Genomic DNA, 20,853 nt, shown 5'->3' with positions numbered 1-20,853 from the left:
GATTTGCTCCTTTCTGCTTTCAGGACTTTTTCCGGCAACGGCCGAAGGCGCTTTCAGACGGGAAGCCCCATGCGTTCGTTTGCCGATTTCGCGCGCAACCCCTCCTTCTGCTGAAGCAAGGCGCTGCGCAGTTGGTCAAGTTGTGCGCGCGATCTCTGAATTGGGCTTTGGTCGTTGTAAGCCGCCGCCGGCAGGGTCACCCGTGGACCCTTCGAAATGCCGTGGCCTGCCCCGTCCAGGCTCATCAGACCGACGAGGCCGATGGAAGAAACGAAAATCGCTGCTGGCATCCGCATTTTCTTCTCCTTCAGAAATGAAAGGTGGTAACCGGCCCGACATATTCCGTCACGAAGCCGAAAGAACGGGCTTTCCTGATCAGTGCGTTGGCGCCAATGAGGTTGGTCTTGATGATCTGATCCTCTTTTGGATCGCCTTGGCCGAAATTCGCGCGCATCCAATGGGCTGCTCGGGGCGTGAGCGGGCTGATCGTCCAGTGGCTGGCCTCTTCACGCTTAACCCTGAAATCTGGCAGTTGCTGCTCATTCGAAGCAATTAAGACGGACATCCAATTTCTCCCCTATCGGCGCAACGATACGTTCGACATGAAGCCCGCGATACTCGGAGGTCTTCCGAGGCGCGAGCGATATACATGAGATGAGCTCCTTCTTCTTTCGTTCACCATAGGCGAAATGTTCCGGCGCTCTTTGATTCGAATCAAAGACGTCGAATGAAGTTGTTGCACGCGGGGGAAACAGGAGTGGCTCGCTTCGGACAGCCGCCTCCCAGTCGAGACGTCGACGGCGGTGGTCTGCGAAGGATTGAGCGGTTCAATGCATTTATGCAATTTCTGATCAAGGCATCGCCTACCGCGGGAGCTCAGGAGATGACCCGACGGATCTCGATCGGCATTGAAGGGTCAATTGCTCGAACTTCGATGAAGAGGAATTGCGCCAAACTCTGGTCACTGAGGCTGATTTTTTCGACCTTGACCAACGTCAATGTCCGAAAACCTATCATCGGCTAAAGGATCGGAAAATCGGATGGTCGAGGTAGATCATGAAACGGGATGTTGTCGCTATCGGAGCCTCTGCGGGTGGAATTGAAGCCGTTTCGAAGTTACTGAGTTATTTGCCGGCAGAACTCCCAGCCTCTGTCTTGGTCGTCATCCATCGACCAATTGAGCCGCCGAGTTACCTGCCTGAGGTTCTCGCACGACTATGCGCGCTTCCAGTGCGCTTCGCACGCGAAGGCGAGCAACTCGAACACGGCACCTGTCTGTTGAGCCCGCCTGGCCGGCACCTGAGCGTGTCGAAGGATTGCCGAGTACATTTGTTGGCCGATGGCTTCTATCGAGCCCACAACGTCGACGCCCTTTTCATGTCTCTTGCCGCCGCAATTGCCCCGCGTACGATCGGCGTGATCCTTTCGGGCGCCCTGAAAGATGGAACGCTAGGCCTGAAGTTCCTGAAAGAAGCTGGCGGCATCGCTTTGGTGCAAGATCCGGCGGAAGCCTCCTTTCCGGACATGCCGGAGAATGCGGCGATGCACGACGGGGAGATCGATCTGATCGGTCCCATCGAAACCCTTGCTGAATTCATCTGCGAGCAGGTCGGGCTTCAACCTCTATCCCTGGGCGCGCCCCCCGCAGGATGATCATGCTCAAGGTTTGACCGATCGGCGTGGACTAGTGATGTATTCGGCTTTCCCAATGCGGGCGCAGTCCGAGTGTCCGGAGTGCAAGGGGTCTCCGGCCATATTCGTCACGTCTGCTTCGGGAGGCCGTGGTTCAGAAACGGAGAAACGTCCACATGCGGATGCCCGGCTGGCGTGTCGCCAAAGCATGGATGCTGCCATTGGTAACATTGGCTCTGGTCGGCGGTGGATTGGCCAGATTTGTGGGGCAAGAGAGCCTTGCGACGCAATTTTGGACGACGGGCACAGCAGTCGTCTTTGCGGTGCTCGTCATCGATATCGGCATTGGTCTGCACAGGAAGGATTTCGGCCTGGATCTCATCGCGGCGCTGGCGATGGGCGGGGCCATCCTGTTTGGAGAGTATCTGGCCGGGATTGTCGTGGCACTCATGTTTACTGGCGGGCAGTTCCTGGAGAACTTCGCGCAAAACAGGGCAAGCCGGGAGATGACAGCACTGCTGAGCCGGGTGCCAACGCGCGCGGCCCGGTATCAAGACAGCCGCATCGAGGATGTTGCGGTGTCGGCCATCGCGCCTGGCGATCTCGTTCTGGTCCGCCGCGGCGAAGTTGTTCCCGTCGATGGCATTGTCGCGGGCAACCTTGCCGTCCTAGATGAATCCGCACTGACGGGCGAGGCGCTGCCTATCCGACGGCAATCTGGACAGGCGGTGATGAGCGGCTCCACGAATGCCGGCGATGCGTTCGACCTGAAGGCGACGAGCGCGGCTGCCGACAGCACCTATGCCGGCGTCATCCGGCTGGTCGAGGCAGCACAGCGGACGAAAGCGCCGATCGTGCGATTGGCGGCCAAATTCGGTTTGGCCTTCCTGGCCCTCACCTTGTCGATTGCCGCTTCAGCCTGGGCACTGACCGGCGAGGCAACCCGGGCTCTTGCCGTCATCGTGGTGGCGACGCCCTGTCCGCTGATACTCGCCGTACCCGTCGCCATCGTGTCCGGCATCTCGCGCTGCGCAAAGAAGGGCGTCCTGGTGAAAGACGGAGGCGCCCTTGAAGCCCTTGCTGCCGCGAGGACGGTGCTTCTCGACAAGACGGGAACGGTTACCGATGGTCGGGCCCGCCTGATTGAGATCAAGGCACGCGGCGACCTCGATCCGCTCGACCTCTTGAGGGTGGCGGCATCGCTGGATCAGAGCTCGCCTCATGTCGTGGCCCAGGCCCTCGTGGCCGCCGCCCGTGAACGGGGGCTGCGGCTTGATGTACCCAGCGGCGTCCGGGAAACGGCAGGCTCAGGATTGACGGGCCGCGTCGCCGGGCGAGAGGTCGTGGTCGGCGGCTGGGCTTTCGCGAGCACAGGCATTGAGGACTCGGACTTTCGCCGCGAGATCGAGGCATGGATACGGCGCGACGGAACGGTCGCAGTCGTTGTGACAATAGACGGCGCCCTGGCCGGGGCGATGCTTCTGGCAGACCAGATTCGTCCCGAAGCGGGTTACGTATTGCGGCATCTGCGCGAGGCCGGCATTGCGCGCATCGTTCTCGTTACCGGCGATCGCGCCGATCTCGCTGCAGGTGTTGGCGCATTCCTCGGAGTGGATGACGTCATCAGCGAAATGAAGCCCGAGGACAAGACGAACGCGGTCGACAAGGAGCGGGTGAGAGGCCGTCCCGTGCTGATGATCGGCGATGGGGTCAATGATGCGCCCGCGCTTGCCGCCGCCGATGTCGGCATAGCAATGGGAGCGCGCGGTGCCGCTGCTTCGTCCGAAGCGGCGGATGTCGTGATCCTCGTCGATCGTCTGGACAGGCTGGTCGGTGCCCTCCATATCGCACGCCGCTCGCGCGCGATCGCGCTACAGAGCGTTTATGCCGGCATGGCCCTTTCGGTCGCAGGCATGATTGCTGCCGCCCTCGGTTATCTGACGCCGGTCGAAGGAGCGCTTTTTCAGGAGGCGATCGATGTCGCTGTCATCCTGAATGCCCTGCGCGCCCTGGGGCCACCTGTCTCCTTCGCCATGGCCTCGCCGCGGTTGAGCAACGAAGACCTGCAGAGACTGGAGGCCGAGCATAAGGCATTGGCTGACGTGGTCGACGATATTGGCATGACGGCAGATCGAATTGCACGCCTGCCACAGGAAGAGGCAATAGACGAGCTCCAAAGGCTGGATCGCGGGCTGCGCGACCGTCTCCTTCCCCACGAGAAGAGGGACGAACAGGTTTACGCGCGGCTTCGCCAAAAAAACGCCAAGCCTGACATTCTGGCCGGAATGAGCCGGACGCACATGGAAATTCAGCGGCAAATTCACAACCTCACCGTCATGCGCAAGGCGTTCGACGGCAAGGCGCCGACAGAGGCGCAGCTTCATGAGGTCCAGCGGCTGCTGCACGGGCTGGAGGCGATCACACGTCTTCATTTTGCGCAGGAGGAGGAGATCTATCGCTCGCTGGAGGTCGAGTGAGGGGTCTCAGCCAGCACGGACTGCTGCGGTGTCGAACCCATCAGCGGCGCATTTCGCTGATCGTGCTCGATCATAGCTTTGATCGCTGGGATGCTGAAGACGGCCGCAACCATCAGAATGAGAACGATCAACAGGAGGTGATCGATGATAAGCCATCGCAGCCATCGTCCCGCGGAGAAGTGGTTCACGGCCTTGCTCCAATCGTAGCTGGTGAGCCAGTGAGAACGATTGTCTTCACGGCAACAGTCTAGAGGGCGCCATCGAAGAGGCATTGCGCAGGATCAAATTGCCGCCGCGCCGATTTCCTGGCGGCCGCTTTTGACGCCGGTCAATTTCATCACCGCGGATCTATGTCATTGATATCGTGCCAGCCTGTCAGGCGAGGTCATGACAACTTGGGGATAGGGCAATGCCGCACAAACAAGTTCTCTTTCATGCAGAGGCCAGGAGTAAGGTTCTTCAGGGGGCAACCAGACTGGCAGACGCCGTTCGCATCACCCTCGGCCCGCGTTCCAAGTCGGTTCTGATCGAGAAAAAGTGGGCTGCTCCCATCGTTTGCAATGACGGGGTGACGATCGCCAAGGAATTCGATCTGAAGGATCCCGAGGAAAATCTCGGCGCCCGCATGTTGCGCGCCGCTGCCGAGAAGACAGGAGATGTGGTTGGAGACGGAACAAGCACATCCACCGTGCTTGCGCACGCGATCTTGGCGGATGGTCACCGCAATGTCGTGGCGGGCGCGAGCGCCATCGACCTCAAGCGTGGCCTCGACCGCGCCGTCAACCGCACCATCAAGGCATTGCGGGATCTTTCCAGGCCGGTGACAACTGACAAGGAAAAACAGCAGGTTGCGGCGATCTCCGCACACAATGACGAAACCATCGGCCAGCTGGTCGCCGAAGCCATGACGCAAGTCGGCAAGGAAGGTGTCATCACCGTCGAGGAATCGAAGACGATGGAAACCCGGCTGGATGTCGTGGAAGGCACGCAATTCGACCGCGGCTATATCTCGCCCTATTTTGCGACGGATCCGGAAAAGATGGAATCCGTTCTCGAGGATGCTCGGATCTTGATCTTCGACAGGAAGATCTCTGCGCTTGGCGACTTGGTCGGCCTGCTCGAAGAAATCGCCAAGTCGGGCAGGCCGCTCCTCGTCATCGCCGAGGACGTGGAAAGCGAGGCGCTTGCCACTTTGATCGTCAACCAGATCCGCGGCACCTTCCGCAACTGCGCCGTCAAAGCGCCCGGCTTCGGTGACCGCCGCAAGGCAATGCTGCAGGATCTGGCGATCCTCACCGGCGCTCAGCTCATTTCGGAAGATCTCGGATTCAAGCTCGATAAGACGACGCTGGAGCAGCTCGGCACGGCGACGCGCGTTGTCGTGGACAAGGACACCACCACGATCATAGGGGGCGGCGGCTCGCAGCAGGCGATCAGGGCAAGGGGCGAGCAGATCCGCAAGGAGATTGAGACGACCACCAGCGACTATGACAAGGAGAAGCTGCAGGAACGGCTGGCGAAGCTTTCCGGTGGGGTGGCCGTCATTCGCGTTGGTGCTCCTGCGGAAGCGGAGGTGAAGGCCAAGAAGGAAGCTCTCGACGACGCGATCAATGCCACCAAGGCGGCGGTTGAGGAGGGTATCGTTCCCGGCGGCGGGCTTGCGCTCTTGCGCTGCATCGCGGCTGTGGCCGAGGAAGAACAGCTCTGCGATGGGGATGAGCGGACGGGCGTACAGATCCTGAAGCGTGCTCTGGAAGTCCCGGCGCGGCAGATTGCCGAGAACTCGGCTGTCGATGGCGGTGTCGTTGTTGCCAGGATGCTCGAAAGTCAGGGCGCGATCGGCTTCGACGCAGCGCGGAACCGCTATGTCGATCTCCTGCAGGAAGGCATTATCGATCCGACCAAGGTCGTGCGCGTCGCATTGGAAAACGCGGTCTCCGTCGCCAGCATATTGCTGCTGACGGAGGCGACGATGACGGAGATTCCCGAACCCGCCCGTCAGCCGACTGCGCCGCCGACGGAGATGTAGAGCCGGTCGACGCCGGCTGGACTTTGCGTGAGATCCTTTCGTGGCAATCAGGAAAGCGCCAGGGCGGCGCCGCGCAGGGCAACGTTCGAAGCGGTCACGATGTGGACCGGCACAGTCGACGCGAAGCCTGCTGGGCCGCCTGCAGCCATGAACGAGGCGGCGAATGTTCCCTCCGTCAGAACGTTCCGCAGATCGTTCGGCAGGCTGCCGGCCAGATAAAGTCCTCCCTCTGCGCCGTAAGCAGCAGCCAGGTCGCCGGCCAAGCGCCCGAGCCAAGTGGCAAAACGTTGGAGCGTTTCCCTCGCATGGGGGTCCGGCTCTTCGAGCGACGCGGCTTCGATGATCTCCGATACGCCGCAAGCTGATGCACTGAGACCGGCATGCTGCCGCAGCGCATCGTAAACACCGGCAAGCCCGGTTGAAGTCAGAACATTCCTTAGCACCATTCTGCCCGGTCCGCGTCGTATGCTATTGAGGACGAGGAGCTCATCCCCGTCTTCGGCACCGAACGAAATGTCGCCGGCTCGGCCCAATACGGCTTTCCAACCCGGGCCAACCGGAACGGCGGCAGCGACCTCCACGTCCCTTTCCACCAGCAGGATGGCTTTCGGTCCGACCCGCGGGGGCATTGCTTCGCCGATCCGCAGAAGGTCGTGCTGCGTCAGCAGCGGCACGGATCGACAGACTGCTTCGATGTCGCGCATAAGGCTGACTGTGGGAATGGAAAACGCGTCGTGCAGCTGTTTGGCGGTAAAACTCCAGGGATGATGAAGGAGGCGAGCCTGGCCTCCGGCGACATCGCCGGCCACGGCGAGGCTCATCCTCGCCGGCCGGTCCTGCAGCGACGTGAGATAAGCATCGATCGCCAGTTCGATCGAGTCGAATTCGGCGGTTCGAAAGTTGACATAGTGGTCCATCGCCAGTTCATCGATATCGGCCACCGCAAAGCGCAAGTGGGTCGGGCCGATCTCCCCGACAACGGCGTGACGATCTGAAAGGGTCGGCATGTTGGGTCTCCACATTCTTAAACTTTTCCCAGTCTGCGCCAGCTGCTGCGCCCTGGCCTTGATTTTCATCAAGGTCGAAGGAGGCGAGCCCGTCTACTCTCGGCGCAGTTCAAGGGGGCAGGCCGGGAGCGTGTCATGGGCGGCAGGATGGAACAGGTGATCTGGTTTGAGCATCTCCGGCGCGGCGACATCGCCCGAGTGGGCGGCAAAAATGCCTCGCTGGGGGAAATGATCCAGGATCTCGCGCCGAAAGGAATTGCCGTACCCGCGGGTTTCGCCACCACCGCCGATGCCTACTGGCATTATGTCGACGCCAATGGTATTCGGGGCGAGATCGCCGCACGCATCGCCGACTGGCAGCAGGGCAAAGCGAGCTTGGCTGAAACCGGTTCGGCCATACGCAAGCTTTTCCTGCGCGGCGACTGGCCAGAGGACCTGGCGAACACCATCCGAACCGCTTACGCAGAGCTTTCGAAGCGCATCGGAAGCGAAGATGTCGCCGTTGCTGTTCGCTCCAGCGCCACGGCCGAAGATCTGCCGGATGCGAGCTTTGCCGGGCAGCAGGAAAGTTTCTTGAATATTCGCGGTGAGCGTTCGCTTCTCGATGCCTGCCGGCGCTGCTACGCTTCCCTATTCACCGACAGGGCGATCTCCTATCGCCAGACGAAGGACTTTGAGCATCTGAAAGTCGCACTCTCGATCGGCATCCAGCAGATGGTCCGGTCGGATCTCGGCGGCTCCGGCGTCATGTTCTCCATCGACACGGAAACCGGCTTCGACAAAATCGTGCTGATCAATGCCGCCTGGGGGCTCGGTGAGAATGTCGTCCAGGGCGCCGTCGACCCGGATGAATACCAAGTGTTCAAGCCGTTTCTTGCAAAGGGCTCTCTCCGCCCCATCATCGCCCGCAAGTGCGGCGCAAAGGCAAAGAAGATGATCTATGGATCGGCCGAAGAGCCTACCCTCAACGTTCCGACCTCGAAAGCCGAACGGGCAAGCTATGTGCTTGACGATGAAGCGGTGCTCAAGCTCGCCCGCTGGGCGTCGCTCATCGAGCAGCACTACGGCTGTCCGATGGACATGGAATGGGCCCGTAACGGCGAGGCCGGAGAACTCTTCATCGTGCAGGCGCGGCCGGAAACAGTTCAGTCGAGGCACAGGACAGGGGTCTTCAGGAGCTACAGCATCAAACAGAAAGGCAGGAAGCTTGTCGAAGGTCTGGCGATCGGTGACGCCATCGTCTCGGGCCGAGTCTGCCTCATTGAAACGGCCAAGGATATCGATCAATTCATCGACGGTTCGGTATTGGTAACTGCGACGACCGACCCGGACTGGATGCCGATCATGAAACGGGCGGCGGCGATCGTTACCGATCACGGGGGCCGCACTTCTCATGCCGCAATTGTCAGCCGCGAGCTTGGCCTGCCGGCGGTGGTGGGGACCGGCAACGCGACGCTGCTGCTGCATACGGGCGAGGAGGTGACTGTGTCCTGCGCGGAGGGGGACCAAGGGTTCGTCTATGACGGGGCTGCCGAATACGAGTCCGAAACGTTCGATGCCCACGACCTGTCGGCGACGCAGACCGAAGTGATGCTGAATCTTGCAAATCCGGGTACGGCCTTCCGCTGGTGGCGGCTGCCCGCTGATGGCGTCGGCCTTGCCCGGATGGAGTTCGTCATCAGCAACGCCATCCGCATCCATCCGATGGCGCTTGTCCACTTCGACAGCCTGAAGGACGAGGCTGCCCGGAACGAGATCGCGGCGCTGACGCAGGGTTATGACGACAAGTCGGAATATTTCGTCGACAATCTCGCGCGTGGCCTTGCCCGTATCGCCGCTGTGGTCCACCCCAATCCCGCCATCGTCCGGCTGAGCGATTTCAAGACGAATGAATATGCCGGGCTTCTGGGCGGGGCTGAGTTCGAGCCCAAGGAAGAAAATCCGATGCTCGGCTTCCGCGGTGCCTCCCGCTACTATTCACCTCGCTACCGTGAGGGTTTTGCGCTGGAATGCCGCGCCATTCGCAAGCTGCGCAACGAGATGGGTTTTGCCAATGTCGTCGTCATGGTTCCCTTCTGCCGGTCGGTCGAAGAAGCTGAGAAGGTGCTGCAGGTCATGGCGGAAAGCGGCTTGAAGCGCGGCGAGGACGGACTGAAGATCTATGTCATGTGCGAGATACCCTCAAACGTCATTCTTGCTAAGGATTTCGCCCGCTATTTCGATGGCTTCTCCATCGGCTCAAACGATCTCACGCAACTGACGCTCGGCGTCGATCGAGACGCGGGCGATCTCGCCGATCTATTTGACGAGCAGGATCCGGCGGTAAAGTGGATGATTTCGAGAGTGATCACCGAAGCCAGAAAGGCCGGCGTCAAGATCGGCATTTGCGGCCAGGCGCCGAGCGACTACCCCGACTTTGCCGCCTACCTCGTCGAATGCGGGATCGACAGCATTTCCGTCACGCCGGACAGCTTCGTGGCTGTAAAACAGAAAGTGGCGGAGGCTGAGCGGTGCAGGGAGCAGACCGTTCGGGGGTGATTGCAGACGAGACCGGAATGAAGCCCCTGCGTCTATATCTTGCTGTGCCGTGCCTCTCGAGCGCGATTATTCGGCGGGGAGCGCCGCGCGCCATACAGATAAGACGCTGGATTAACCGACGCAATCAGTGTGCCGCCGGTGCAAGCTGCTTGAAGCAGCGGATGACATCTTCGTCTGACAGCTGAGGAAAGTGGAAGTAGAAATCACCGACCGCGCGGAAGGACAGCCCGGCCTCAAGGCAAACCACCTCTTCGACCTCGTCCTCGAGATCGGCGACCACCTTTGCCGGCGCAACGGGAACGGCAATGATGATGCGTTCGACCCCGCATTGTCTGATTGCCATCGCCGCTGCCTTCATCGTGGCACCGGTAGCGATGCCGTCGTCCGCCAGGATGACGGTCCTGCCTTCGATGTCGATATCGGGCAAAATGCCCTTGAACACGGATCTGCGGCGCGCGATTTCTTTCAACTCCATATCCGTGGCGGATTGAAAGACGGCGTCCGAGATGTCGGTTTGGCGTATGATGTCGTCGTTCTTGAAGATACAGGGATGCGGTCCGTCGACGACCGCGCCCATAGCAACTTCAGACATTGCGGGCACTCCAATTTTCCTCACGAACACCATCGTCATTGGCGCGTCCAGAGCGCTGGCGATCTCGTAAGCAATTGGAATGCCTCCGCGCGGAAGGCCTACGACGACGACGTCTCGCCCACGATACCGGAGCAGGGCTGCAGCAAGTGCCCGACCAGCATCCTTTCTATCCTTGAACATCGTAAATCTCCTTTCGGCGCGCTTCTGAGCGCACATCGTTCTTTGGATCAATGGCCTCGGCCTACAGTGCGACTTGTTCCTGCAATACTGATCCCGATGCCTGCGCTAGTGACCGAGGAAAAGCGGCCGACTGCACGTCTCAATCATCGATCGCGTCACGCCGCCGAAAATGCGTTCGCGCAATCGGGAGTGGCTATATGCGCCCATGACAATCAGATCGGCCCCCATTTCCGCGGCGCGTTGCTTGAGGATGTCCTGGACGGGCCTTCCTCTGCTCATGACGGTTTCCGCCGTGACAGGCACGCCTTGTCGTGCAAGATAGGCAGCGATATCGGCACCCGGATCTTCGCCGCCGGGCGATGCCTTTGCCAAAGGATCGACCAGAACAAGACGCACTTCGCCGGCGCGCTGGAGAATTGGAAGGGCCTGCTGAACCGCGCGGGCCGCTTCTCTCCGGGAGTTCCAGGCGATCAGAACGGTGCGAGGGGTGAACTCGGCGGGCTGATCCGTCGGGTTCAAAAGCAGAGGGGCGGGCGCCTGAAACAAGGCTCCGCCGATGATCCGCGGGCAGAGATCGCGATCGCGGGCAGCCCGCCGGCCGACAAGAGTCAGATCGACATACAGCGCTCTTTCGGCGATCGCCTCGTCCGCCCAGGCGCCCTCCGTGTAGAGGTCCTGAACATCAAACGAAAGCCCCGAAGAGGCAAGCTGCTCTTCCACATGCCTCGTCTGCTCCGCAAGCTTCGCGATGTCGCCTCCGCGTTCCTCCAGCCAGACGGCTGAAATCTCCTCGGCAGATGCGCCAAAGGGCGGTGGCGCTGCCATGGCCGCCACTACAACCGACAAGTGCGCGCCAATCGTCTGACCACTGACGATGGCGTCCTTGATGTCGTCTTGAAAGTCGTTGACGCCAAGCACGACCAGTATCGTTTTGTAAGGCAATCTTATGCCTCCTTCTTTGGGCTGCACGCCGCAAGTCTAGTCCGCCTGCTTGCGGGCGCTTTGACTCACGTCAAGACGTGGAAGCCTTCATCCATGATCCGCCCCCTGCGAGGCAGAAACAGGCCCGTCACCTGCGGGGCTTTCACAATGGAGATGAATGCTGATCACATTTTGACCCGCATCAATGAGAAACGGCGTTAAGAGATGTCTTCTTGAAGCGCTCCAGCCGAGATGATGGTCGCTACCGCGTTTGGTCGGACGAAAGCGACTACGACATCCCTGGCGTTGATCGCACCCCATGAAAGAAAGGGGGATGAAATGAGCCAAGTTGTCTCGCGGACGGCAGAGGCATTGCTAGCCGGCGCAGGATGCCCGGATGTCCTTCGCGGTGGTGTGGACTTTCGCCTTGAGCGAACGAGCAATGATGACTGGCAGATAACGGCCGTGTCACCCCGCGCCCACGCCTGGATGCGTGACGAATTATGCGGCCCCTTCGCTCAATGCTTCAATGACGTCGTCCGAGCAGATGCTCTCAGCGCGAACTCTTTCGTGAAAGAGGCGCACGAAAGGGGATTGCGAACTGAATTCATTGGCCGCAGCGGCAAGGATCTATTTTAGCCTTTGGGGCACTAAACCGGCCGCTTAGGCAATCATTTGAAAGATCCTAGGACCGCCACCGCACGCCAGGATTTGCCACCTCGGCGAGAGCACCGACGGCGCATAGCCACAGGGCAACAGACCGAGAGAGCGGAGTTCTCCGGCGGAGAGGAGAAGAACATGATATCGGAGTTACTTAGATACACCTTACAGGTCGCGCTGATCTCGTTCATGCTTGGCAGCCTGGCAGATGTCGGCCTTAAACTTGATGTCAGGGATGCCTCGACTGCACTGCATGACAAGGAATTCGTCGTCCCCAGCGTATTGTCAGGCTTCGTTCTGGGTCCAATCCTTGCCATTGTCATCGCAAGATTGCTCGCCTTGCCGGAACCTTACGCCATCGGTTTGCTGCTGCTGGGCTTGGCGCCGTGTGCGCCATTCATGCCAATGCTGTCTGACGTTGCGAAAGGAGACGCCGCCTATACGGCGGCGTTCATCCTGATTGCTGCTCTTGGTACAATCCTCTTGATGCCGATCGCACTTCCCGTTGTTGCCCCAGGCCTCCACGCGGGTGTAGGTGTGATCGCACGGCCGCTCCTGCTTCTCATTCTCGCACCTTTCGGCATTGGAATAGCAGTGCGTCAACTGTCGAACAGGTGGGCGGATAGGTGCGACCCGATTATTAGGAAACTGGTCGCCTTCAGCACTATCGTATTGCTTTCCGTCGCGTTCCTGCAGAATTGGGACCACATTCTCAGCGCCATAGGAACCTGGGCGATAGCAGCACAGTTTATCTACTACTGCGCGCTGGCTCTGGGCTCCTACGCCGTTTCGTTCAGGCTTCCTCGCGAGAAGCGAGGCGTAGTCACACTTGGGGTCTGTACCAGGAACGTCGGGGCGGCACTCGCCCCATTGTCAGCAGTTGCCAATGCCGATCCGCGATCCAGCACGATGTGCATCCTGGCAGCCTTCATCACTCTGGCGGTCGGATTTGCCGTAGCGAAAATATTGGCTCGACTGGCGCCGAGGCCCGATTTGGCGATCAATACTGGCTAACTCCGCTTGTCCGCTCGGCAGCCCCTCCGAGTCCCTGCGAGTCTGGTGTGCGTGCCAGCGCCAAATCTTCAGGAAAGACGTATGTCCTCTCGAGCATCCGGTCGATGAGGTCCAGTTCAGCGAGCAGCGCCGGGCGCCGGTCCTGAGGCAAAATTTGCAGGGCATATTCGATCAGGGCTCGCAGACGGCGGGCGATCTGAAAGTTTTCCGCGCCGTATAAGCGTATCTCGCTGAAGGTCAGCTGCACGAAATCCTCCCAATTCGGCGTCCTGCAGATAAACCGCAGTTTGCCGGATTTTCCGCGGATCTCATCGCCGAGAAGATGCCTTCCTCCCACGAAGCAAAGAAGGCGTTGAAGCTGATCGATCGCGAGAACGGCCGTTGTGGGATCGTTGATGGCCTTTGATAGAGCTTTGATTCCGATATCGACGATGATCCTGAAGGCAAATGTCGCATCCTGTTCGAGCGTGCGTTCCGGCCCGAAAGCGACCAAGGCTGTCACTACGCTATCCGGGGGCAGACCCTCGCCGTACAGGCGGAAAAGAATTTCGCCCGCACCAACGAAATCGCCGACTTTTGGCACCAGCTCGATGATCGAGTCCGTCCTCTCGGCCAGCGCGACGAGCGCCGTCATATTGACCGCGACCACGACCGCGGAATTGGCCCGATGGTAAACAATTCTATCGGGCGAACTCGTGAACGAGGTCACTCCACGATGGGAGCAGTCACTTTCGGCAGGTGCGGGATAGACTTCCTCAATGACGGCATGACCGCTTTCGCCGACTCTCAAGATGATGCTGACAGGACGCAGCAGGCGGGCCGCGTAGTCTATCAGATACAGGAAGGCCGCAATGGAAAGAAAGCCAAGCAGTCCCGCGATCGCAGAGACACCATGAGGAACGGTCGCATCGAGTCTGGAAAGGGCGCCGGTTGCAAACAGTAATGTAAAAATGAAAAGGCCCACGGTGAATCGGATGGCATTGTCGCGCAAAAGAGTCGTCGCGATGATCCGGGGCGTCAACTGGCCGCCGGCAACTTGAATTGCCACCAGCAGCGATCCGAACGTGAACACCACGAACGTCAAAGTCATTGTAATGATTGTCTCAAGCATCCTTTGCGTGCCCGCCACTTCCCAAGGCCAGAAGTCGATCCAAGGGGTCCAGTTTTCAAAAGCATAGACCAATCGGATGGCGGCGACGTAAAGGAGCAGGGCCACGAAGGGAACGATTCACAAAGAGGATCTGATGTAACTCCTGAAGCTATACCAGCGGTTCCAACGCATCGACTTATCTCACTCCTGAAAATTCTGAGGGCGAAATTTTGCCTTTCAACATGGTTTATCGCCCGGAAAGATCATTGATGCCGATCAAGACACGGCGTCTATTTTGATCTCGCTTAATGTCCGGCCTGCGGAATGTGCGTAGATTTCGGACGATCCCGTCGCACCTCCAATTGCGAGGGCATACGAGGAAGGGATCACAACAGCAGCGAGCGGAACAAGCTGGCAGGTGGGAAGCCAAGACGATGTACAAGAAAGGGAAATACATCTGCGTCCCCGCACCCTTCGGTCTCTACAGCTGGTCGAAGCGGGCAGCGGTTCACCGGTGGAGGCGGGTGTGACATCGGTTTTTCTGACGCGGAACGAAGCCCGCGGAAGCGCCGCCCGCGCGGCGCGCTCGGCTCACTCTGCCGCCGCTTTCCAGCATGCCTGCAAGACATCCGGCAGACGCGCTCAGCGCAGGTTCCGTTGTGTCGTAAGCGCATGAAGAAGTCTTGATCGAACCGCCGAGGCCTTCTCCGGGCATTGACGCCGATCAAATCGCCAATCCAGCACCCGAGTATGATGAACCGCGCGAAAGAAAGGATATCGCGATGAATCAGAATATCATCTCATACAACGCGCGAGTGCTCGTCATGGACGCGAGAAAAGCCCTGCTTCTGCGCAATGTTGGGACAGCGTCCGACCTATCTCTCGAAGTCGAGCAGGTATTCGAGGCGCCGCACAATGCACCGACCCGTCAACAGGGAACAGATCGTCCCGGCCGGACCGCGAGCGGCAGCCATCGCAGCAGCCTCGGACAGACTGATTTCCATCAGCTTGAAGAAGAGCGGTTCTCTTCCATGGTCGCGGAAAAGTTGGAAATGATCTGCGCCGGCGACAACATTCAGAAGCTTTTTCTCGTGGCTCCCCCGAAGGCCCTTGCCGACTTGCGGCGTGTCATTTCGGAGGGTGTGAGGAAGCGGATCGTGGCCGAATACGACAAGGACCTCGTCAACCTTCCGGTCGACGAAATCGAAAAACATCTGACGTCGTGAACAACGAATTTATCATGGATGGCACGGCAGCGGCCAGGTCGACTCTCCGGTAGCTGATGACTGGCCGGGCAACGGCATCGGCAAAAGCACGGTGGGACGATGTGCATGGCGTTTGGCGATTTCTGTTGCCTCATCGCCAACGAAAACGGGCGCGCGTCGCGACGCGCGCCCGTCCGACACGAATCCGATCAAGCGACTTTTATCTCCACCTTCCGCTCGTTTTTTTTGGCATCGGCGCTCTTTGGAAGTCTCACCTTCAGGACGCCCTTGTTGAAGGTGGCCTCCACCTTGTTGGCGTCTACCCCATCTGGGATCTGGAAGGTGCGCTGGAAGGAGCCGTAGCGACGCTCGGACACATGGTATTCCTTCTGCTTATCCTCCTTCTCCTCCTGCTTTTCGCCACGGATTGTCAGGTAGCTGTTGGACAGCGTGACTTCGATGTTCTTTTCATCGAGGCCGGGCATTTCGGCGGTGATCTCGAAGGCGTCGTCCTTTTCGATCACATCGACAGCCGGGGCTGCCCATCCATTCAGCGACGGAAAGCCGCGCGCGAAAATGGATCGGTCAGAGGAACGCCAAGGCGAGGGCACGAAGCCATCGAACAGACGGTCGATCTCGGAGCGCAGCGCTTCGAAGGGGGACCAGATTCCCGCCGACTGGACCGGCTTATCTTCGTTCTTAACAGCAAGTTTGGTTGCATCTGCCATGATTTTTCTCCTGTCTTCCAAGAAGGAGGCCGCATCGAAGCGCCAAGTGGAATTCGGTGCAGCCGACGTCAGCTCGTCATTGAGCATCTCCATTTCAAATCTTTAGGAGCAAGTCAGCATTGACGCGGATCAAGCTTCGTGCGCGGCGGACCTCATACGTGTTCGGCGCAACTCCCAGACGCCTCAGGCGCGTTCTGGCCGGAGACGCCGTGGAGATCTTCGACGTTTCCGGCCTGCGGTGCGGCGTCGTTGGTCCTCGCGTCGGAAGAACCAGTGTTTGGCCAGCTCCGACGACAAAAGATACATCACGCTGATGGAGACGATCCCAAGTATGGTGGGAAGCGGCAAGGGGAGGAAGCCGAACCAGCGCGCGACCGGCAGGAAGGGCAGCGCAAAGGTCACCGAGATGATCACAGCAGACAGAGCGGTGAGCAGGCGCGACGGCCAGCTCTGCCAGAACCTCTTGCGTGTACGGATAATGAAGACGATCAGCAATTCCGTCAGCAGCGATTCAACGAACCACGCCGTCTGGAAATGCCGCTCGCCGGCCCCCACCAGGAAAATCAAAAAGCCGAAGGTCAGGAGATCGAAGAGCGAACTGACCAAGCCGAAGGTGACCATGAACCGTCGTACGGAGCCGATTTCCCAATGACGGGGCCGACGCCTGTCCTCCTCGTCGACATTATCGGTGGCAATCGCGAAGGAGGGGATATCAGAGAGAAAATTATTGAGCAGGACCTGCTGGGCGAGAAGGGGCAGGAAAGGGAGCGCGACGGAGGCCAGCGCCATGCTGATCATATTGCCGAAATTGGCGCTGGTGGTGATCGATATATATTTCATCGTGTTGGCGAAGGTGGTTCGCCCGTCATCAACGCCTTGTACCAGTACGCCGAGATCGCGTTTCAGAAGGACCATATCGGCGGCTTCGCGCGCCACGTCTACGGCGCTGTCGACAGAAATCCCAATATCGGCTTCATGTAGGGCGGGGGCGTCGTTGATCCCATCGCCGAGATAGCCGACGACGTGGCCGCGCGACCTGAGGGCCCTTACGATGCTTTCTTTCTGATTGGGATCAATCTCGGCAAAGAGATCGATATGCGCTGCTTTTGCCGCAAGTGCTTGCGAGGAGAGCTTCGATAGGTCCGCCCCCGTAAGAATCAGATCGGATGACAGCCCGATCGCGGCAGCGAGGTGGGCGGCGACATAGCGGTTGTCACCGGAAATGACCTTGACCATGATACCGCGCCTCGCCAGTTCGGAGAGGCAGCGCTGGATCCCCTGCTTCGGCGGATCAAGAAAAAGAAGAAAGCCTTCGAAGCAAAGGCCGTTTTCGTCCGTGCGGGCGTAAGGACCGGGAGTCCTCAAGCGCCGTGTTGCAAGACCGAGAACGCGAAAGCCCTGTTGGCTCCAGCTTTGGAACTTGCCCTCGACCGCAGCTCGGTTCTCCGGATCGAGGGGTGCCTCTTTTCCAGCGTCGCGGATGGTGCTGCAGATCCCCAGGACACCGTCGACCGCCCCTTTGCAGATCAGCACGGTGTGTCCTTCCGGAGACGTGACGATCACCGACAGTCGCTTTCGCACAAAATCGTAGGGAATTTCGTCCCGCTTGGCGAAGAACTGCTCGCGCGCATCAGTGCCCTCTGCGGCGAGGATCGCTTCGTCCAGGGGATTGGTGAGGCCGCTCTGGAGAGTGGCATTGAGACGGGCCAGCAGGAGCACGTCCTGCGATCGCTGTCCGCTCGCATCCAGGCAGCTCTCGAGACGGATGACACCTTCCGTCAATGTCCCGGTCTTGTCGGTGCAAAGAATATCCATGCTGCCGAGGTTCTCGATCGCTTCAAGCCTGCGAACGATGACGCCGTTGGCCGCCATTGCCCTGGCTCCCCGGGCAAGCGTCACACTAATGATGGCGGGCAGCAGCTCGGGCGTGAGGCCGACCGCAAGCGCAAGGGAAAAGAGGATGGAGTCAATCAGCGGGCGGCCGAGCAGCGCGTTTGCGAAGAAGACCAGAATAACCATGACGAACATGATCTCGGTCATCAACAGGCCGAACCGGCGGATACCCCGGGAAAACTCGGTCTCCGGAACCTGACGTTCCAGGCTCTCGGCGATGGAGGCGAATTCCGTGTGGATGCCGGTTTTGACGGTCAGGACGGAAGCCTTGCCGCTGCGCACGGATGTACCGGCGAAAACAACGTTACTGCGCCGGGAAAGAGGCGCACCGGCTTCCGCGATGCCCGGTATCTTCACAGCCGGGAAAGTTTCTCCCGTCAGTACTGCCTCACTGACATTGAGGTCGCGCGCTTCCAGGATGATACCATCGGCGGGGATCAGGCTGCCTGCGGAAAGATGCAGGATGTCGCCTGGCACGACCTCTTCGACGCGAATAGTACTCTCGGCGCCATTGCGCAGGACCACCGTTTTCTGTGACAGGCGCCGCTTGAGCTTTTCCGTCGCCTGCGAAGCCCCGTATTCCTGGAAGAAGCCGAGCAGACAACTGGCCAGCACGATGATCGAGATGATAAGCGTCTCATGCCCTTCGCCCACAAAAGCGGAGATTGCCGCGGCCGCGATGAGGATCAGGACGAGTGGGCTGCGGAACTGCCGCACAAGAGCCGCGGTCGCCGAGTGCCTCCGGTCCTGGCCAAGCGAATTCGGACCGCTGTCCTTCAATCGCCGTGCGACCTCGGAGGTGGAGAGGCCGTCCCGCGAACTGTGCAGCTCCGCCAAGACTGTCTCAGCGGATAAGGACCAGTAGGGCGGCCTCGCGTGATCGGAGATCGTGTCCATTCCAGATCCTTTTCAGCGATTGGCAACCGCGCCTGGCGGCCCCAAGAGAACGGAGAGACCGCCCCGCACAGCCGTCATAAATAGAAGCCGGGTGGCGGTACCGGCATGTCAGGCGGCACAACGACCTGGATCCGGTCATCCACCCGTTTCACGCCGATCGTGTTTTCCGCCGCCACGTGAAGGGCGGTCTTCTCTCGCGTGTCCAGCACCCGGCCTTCAAGCGTAACCACCCCATCGGCGACGTGCAGAGTCACGGAATCTCCCCATTTTTGACGAGCCAGCTCCGCTTCCAACGCTTTTCGGATGTCGCTATCGGCTCGTGCGGCGCAATGGCTTGCGAGTTCGCGGACGAGCGCGGCCATGACGTCGAAGCGGGTCACGATACCGATGATTTCGTCGCCTTCGACCACGGGAAGACGTTTGATGTTCTTCCTGGCCATTAGCTCGGCAGCGGTTTCGACGGATGCATCGGGCTGCACAGTCACCGCCGGACAGGACATCACTTCGCCAACGGTACTTCCGAAGTTTTTCGCGTATTCTTCAGCCAGCTCGCCCCGTGAAGAAAAGAAATCACGCCAGAGGCCGTGCGTTGCGTCGGTGTGGATTTCGCTGCGCCGCAGGAAGTCGCTTTCACTGATGATGCCGAGAAGGCCGCCTGATTGATCGGCGACGGGCAATCCGCTTATGCGGTGATCCAGCATCGCGTTGGCAGCCTCCCAGATCTTGGCATCCGGCCCGATCGTCGCCGGTTTTGGCGTCATGATTGATCGAATTTTCAACATCTTCCTGCCTCCTTAAATGACGGCAGGATACGACGTCTGCGGCGCTCTTCCTTGATCGCCGTCAATTGACATCGTCAGTCGCGATCAACGGAGGTCACCTTAACGACCGGCGAAATCCAAGCAGGGAGAAAACAAACAAGACTGTGGCAATCACTGCAAGCCAAACGAATTGCGGCCAGACGGTGACAAAGCCGGCGCCACGATAGAGGATCGCTTGCGCCATGGTGATGAAATGCGTGTTCGGCGCCGCGAGCATGATCGTCTGTATCGCCTCGGGCATGCTCTCGCGCGGAGTGGTGGCGCCGGAGAGGATCTGCAGCGGCATCAGCACCAGCATCAGCAGCAGTCCGAACTGTGGCATGGAGCCCGCAATTGTCGCTAGCGCGATGCCCATTGCCGTTGTCGCCAGGAGGTGGAGTGCCGCTCCCGCCATGAAAAGGGCCAGTGACCCCTCGATCGGCACCTGAAGCAGGCCCTCCACCATGAAAACCAAGGAAAGACCGGTTGCGACGAAGACGACCAGCCCCATGGACCAGACCTTGGCGAGCATGATCTCGAGTGGTGTAACCGGCATGACCAACAGATGCTCCACGGTACCGTGTTCCCGCTCACGTATCAGCGCAGTGCCGGTAAGGATGATCGACAACATCGTCACCATATTGATGACGTTCATCACCGATCCGAACCAGGTTTGATTGAGCTCGGGGTTGAATCGGGCCCGGAGCGCCAGATCAACCTGAGGGATTTGGGAGATTGTTTGTATGGCGGCAAAGCCCGTGATTTCCTGAGCAACAATGGATTGCACGTAACCTGATCCGGAAAATGCCTGGGTCATGCGGGTGGCGTCGACATTGAGCTGGATGACCGGCGATTTGCCGGCAATGAGGTCGCTCTGGAAATGTGGGGGAATGTCGAGCGCGAACGTATCCGTGGCTGCGTCCATGCGGGCGTCCATCTCGTCTGCGGTGATCGTCACCGGCGGCTTGAAATAGGGCTTCAAAAAAGCATCGGCGATGCGCAGCGAAAGCGGCGAACCATCTTCGTCGACGATGGCAATCGGAGCGTTGTTCAAGGTTTGGGGGACGGCCCTCGCTTCGGCATAAACGGCGACGGTGAAGGAATAGAAGATCAATCCGAGGAGGATCGGATCGCGCATCAACCCCCGCAACTCCTTGATGCCGAGATGTAAGATGGTGGCGAGGCGCATG

16 protein-coding genes are annotated in these 20,853 nt (G+C 59.6%); 6 read left to right on the top strand and 10 right to left on the bottom strand.

The window, feature by feature from the left end; all coding sequences use genetic code 11:
* Window positions 1-53 precede the first annotated feature (53 nt).
* Together HJC04_RS21230 and HJC04_RS21225 are read right to left on the bottom strand one after the other, a co-directional pair.
* Window positions 54-296: a hypothetical protein gene (locus HJC04_RS21230; protein ID WP_210631968.1), complete on the bottom strand. Its 243-nt coding sequence runs from the start codon at window positions 294-296 to the stop codon at window positions 54-56.
* Window positions 297-307: 11 nt separating this feature from the next.
* Window positions 308-565, bottom strand: a complete 258-nt coding sequence (locus tag HJC04_RS21225; protein ID WP_210631967.1) for a hypothetical protein — start codon at window positions 563-565, stop codon at window positions 308-310.
* A gap of 491 nt (window positions 566-1,056) precedes the next feature.
* On the opposite strand from HJC04_RS21225, the gene HJC04_RS21220 reads away from it, so the two are divergent.
* The 3 genes from HJC04_RS21220 (at window position 1,057) to groL (ending at window position 6,138) form a co-directional block, all read left to right on the top strand.
* Window positions 1,057-1,653 (top strand): chemotaxis protein CheB, encoded by a 597-nt coding sequence (locus tag HJC04_RS21220; RefSeq protein ID WP_210631966.1) that lies wholly within the window; start codon window positions 1,057-1,059, stop codon window positions 1,651-1,653.
* A 155-nt stretch (window positions 1,654-1,808) separates the two neighbouring features.
* Window positions 1,809-4,109 (top strand): heavy metal translocating P-type ATPase, encoded by a 2,301-nt coding sequence (locus HJC04_RS21215; RefSeq protein ID WP_221147014.1) that lies wholly within the window; start codon window positions 1,809-1,811, stop codon window positions 4,107-4,109.
* Between the two features lie 409 nt (window positions 4,110-4,518).
* Window positions 4,519-6,138 carry a chaperonin GroEL gene (gene groL, locus HJC04_RS21210; RefSeq protein ID WP_221147013.1) on the top strand — a complete coding sequence of 540 codons (1,620 nt, stop codon included), beginning with the start codon at window positions 4,519-4,521 and terminating at the stop codon, window positions 6,136-6,138.
* Window positions 6,139-6,185: 47 nt separating this feature from the next.
* Here groL and HJC04_RS21205 read toward each other — a convergent pair whose 3' ends face one another.
* A complete protein-coding gene (locus HJC04_RS21205) occupies window positions 6,186-7,145 on the bottom strand; it encodes a glucokinase (RefSeq protein WP_221147012.1) in 960 nt (319 codons plus the stop codon).
* 135 nt (window positions 7,146-7,280) lie between these two features.
* Between HJC04_RS21205 and ppsA the strand changes: the two genes are divergently transcribed.
* Entirely contained in the window at window positions 7,281-9,683 is a 2,403-nt protein-coding gene (gene ppsA / locus HJC04_RS21200) for a phosphoenolpyruvate synthase (RefSeq protein ID WP_221147011.1), read from the top strand.
* A 124-nt stretch (window positions 9,684-9,807) separates the two neighbouring features.
* Here ppsA and HJC04_RS21195 read toward each other — a convergent pair whose 3' ends face one another.
* Both HJC04_RS21195 and HJC04_RS21190 read right to left on the bottom strand, forming a co-directional pair.
* Window positions 9,808-10,455 carry a phosphoribosyltransferase gene (locus HJC04_RS21195; RefSeq protein ID WP_210631962.1) on the bottom strand — a complete coding sequence of 216 codons (648 nt, stop codon included), beginning with the start codon at window positions 10,453-10,455 and terminating at the stop codon, window positions 9,808-9,810.
* 105 nt (window positions 10,456-10,560) lie between these two features.
* A complete protein-coding gene (locus tag HJC04_RS21190) occupies window positions 10,561-11,397 on the bottom strand; it encodes a universal stress protein (protein WP_221147010.1) in 837 nt (278 codons plus the stop codon).
* Between the two features lie 777 nt (window positions 11,398-12,174).
* On the opposite strand from HJC04_RS21190, the gene HJC04_RS21185 reads away from it, so the two are divergent.
* Complete coding sequence (locus HJC04_RS21185; RefSeq protein WP_221147009.1) at window positions 12,175-13,050, top strand: bile acid:sodium symporter family protein; 876 nt, start codon at window positions 12,175-12,177, stop codon at window positions 13,048-13,050.
* Here HJC04_RS21185 and HJC04_RS21180 read toward each other — a convergent pair.
* Window positions 13,037-14,266, bottom strand: a complete 1,230-nt coding sequence (locus HJC04_RS21180; RefSeq protein ID WP_311044468.1) for a DUF2254 domain-containing protein — start codon at window positions 14,264-14,266, stop codon at window positions 13,037-13,039. The genes HJC04_RS21185 and HJC04_RS21180 overlap by 14 nt on opposite strands.
* A gap of 557 nt (window positions 14,267-14,823) precedes the next feature.
* On the opposite strand from HJC04_RS21180, the gene HJC04_RS21175 reads away from it, so the two are divergent.
* Window positions 14,824-15,366, top strand: coding sequence for a host attachment protein (locus tag HJC04_RS21175; protein WP_247241769.1), 543 nt, complete (start codon window positions 14,824-14,826; stop codon window positions 15,364-15,366).
* Window positions 15,367-15,554: 188 nt separating this feature from the next.
* Here HJC04_RS21175 and HJC04_RS21170 read toward each other — a convergent pair whose 3' ends face one another.
* The 4 genes from HJC04_RS21170 to HJC04_RS21155 form a co-directional block, all read right to left on the bottom strand.
* Complete coding sequence (locus tag HJC04_RS21170; RefSeq protein WP_210631958.1) at window positions 15,555-16,073, bottom strand: Hsp20/alpha crystallin family protein; 519 nt, start codon at window positions 16,071-16,073, stop codon at window positions 15,555-15,557.
* A gap of 183 nt (window positions 16,074-16,256) precedes the next feature.
* Complete coding sequence (mgtA, locus tag HJC04_RS21165; protein WP_221147008.1) at window positions 16,257-18,863, bottom strand: magnesium-translocating P-type ATPase; 2,607 nt, start codon at window positions 18,861-18,863, stop codon at window positions 16,257-16,259.
* 74 nt (window positions 18,864-18,937) lie between these two features.
* Window positions 18,938-19,645 carry a CBS domain-containing protein gene (locus HJC04_RS21160; RefSeq protein WP_221147007.1) on the bottom strand — a complete coding sequence of 236 codons (708 nt, stop codon included), beginning with the start codon at window positions 19,643-19,645 and terminating at the stop codon, window positions 18,938-18,940.
* Between the two features lie 94 nt (window positions 19,646-19,739).
* Complete coding sequence (locus HJC04_RS21155; RefSeq protein ID WP_221147006.1) at window positions 19,740-20,852, bottom strand: ABC transporter permease; 1,113 nt, start codon at window positions 20,850-20,852, stop codon at window positions 19,740-19,742.
* Window position 20,853: the final 1 nt, after the last annotated feature.

The sequence above is a fragment of the Rhizobium sp. NLR8a genome (assembly GCF_019685235.1).
GTDB lineage: Bacteria > Pseudomonadota > Alphaproteobacteria > Rhizobiales > Rhizobiaceae > Rhizobium.
Note: the sequence above shows the minus strand (reverse complement) of the source record. Positions and strands in the feature narration are given on the sequence as shown.

What these genes read in the sequence shown, in the direction of transcription:
- HJC04_RS21230 (WP_210631968.1), bottom strand. Translation starts at nt 296, where the DNA reads ATGCGGATGCCAGCAGCGATTTTCGTTTCTTCCATCGGCCTCGTCGGT.
- HJC04_RS21225 (WP_210631967.1), bottom strand. Translation starts at nt 565, where the DNA reads ATGTCCGTCTTAATTGCTTCGAATGAGCAGCAACTGCCAGATTTCAGG.
- HJC04_RS21220 (WP_210631966.1), top strand. Translation starts at nt 1,057, where the DNA reads ATGAAACGGGATGTTGTCGCTATCGGAGCCTCTGCGGGTGGAATTGAA.
- HJC04_RS21215 (WP_221147014.1), top strand. Translation starts at nt 1,809, where the DNA reads ATGCGGATGCCCGGCTGGCGTGTCGCCAAAGCATGGATGCTGCCATTG.
- groL (WP_221147013.1), top strand. Translation starts at nt 4,519, where the DNA reads ATGCCGCACAAACAAGTTCTCTTTCATGCAGAGGCCAGGAGTAAGGTT.
- HJC04_RS21205 (WP_221147012.1), bottom strand. Translation starts at nt 7,145, where the DNA reads ATGCCGACCCTTTCAGATCGTCACGCCGTTGTCGGGGAGATCGGCCCG.
- ppsA (WP_221147011.1), top strand. Translation starts at nt 7,281, where the DNA reads ATGGGCGGCAGGATGGAACAGGTGATCTGGTTTGAGCATCTCCGGCGC.
- HJC04_RS21195 (WP_210631962.1), bottom strand. Translation starts at nt 10,455, where the DNA reads ATGTTCAAGGATAGAAAGGATGCTGGTCGGGCACTTGCTGCAGCCCTG.
- HJC04_RS21185 (WP_221147009.1), top strand. Translation starts at nt 12,175, where the DNA reads ATGATATCGGAGTTACTTAGATACACCTTACAGGTCGCGCTGATCTCG.
- HJC04_RS21170 (WP_210631958.1), bottom strand. Translation starts at nt 16,073, where the DNA reads ATGGCAGATGCAACCAAACTTGCTGTTAAGAACGAAGATAAGCCGGTC.
- mgtA (WP_221147008.1), bottom strand. Translation starts at nt 18,863, where the DNA reads ATGGACACGATCTCCGATCACGCGAGGCCGCCCTACTGGTCCTTATCC.
- HJC04_RS21160 (WP_221147007.1), bottom strand. Translation starts at nt 19,645, where the DNA reads ATGTTGAAAATTCGATCAATCATGACGCCAAAACCGGCGACGATCGGG.
- HJC04_RS21155 (WP_221147006.1), bottom strand. Translation starts at nt 20,852, where the DNA reads ATGCGCCTCGCCACCATCTTACATCTCGGCATCAAGGAGTTGCGGGGG.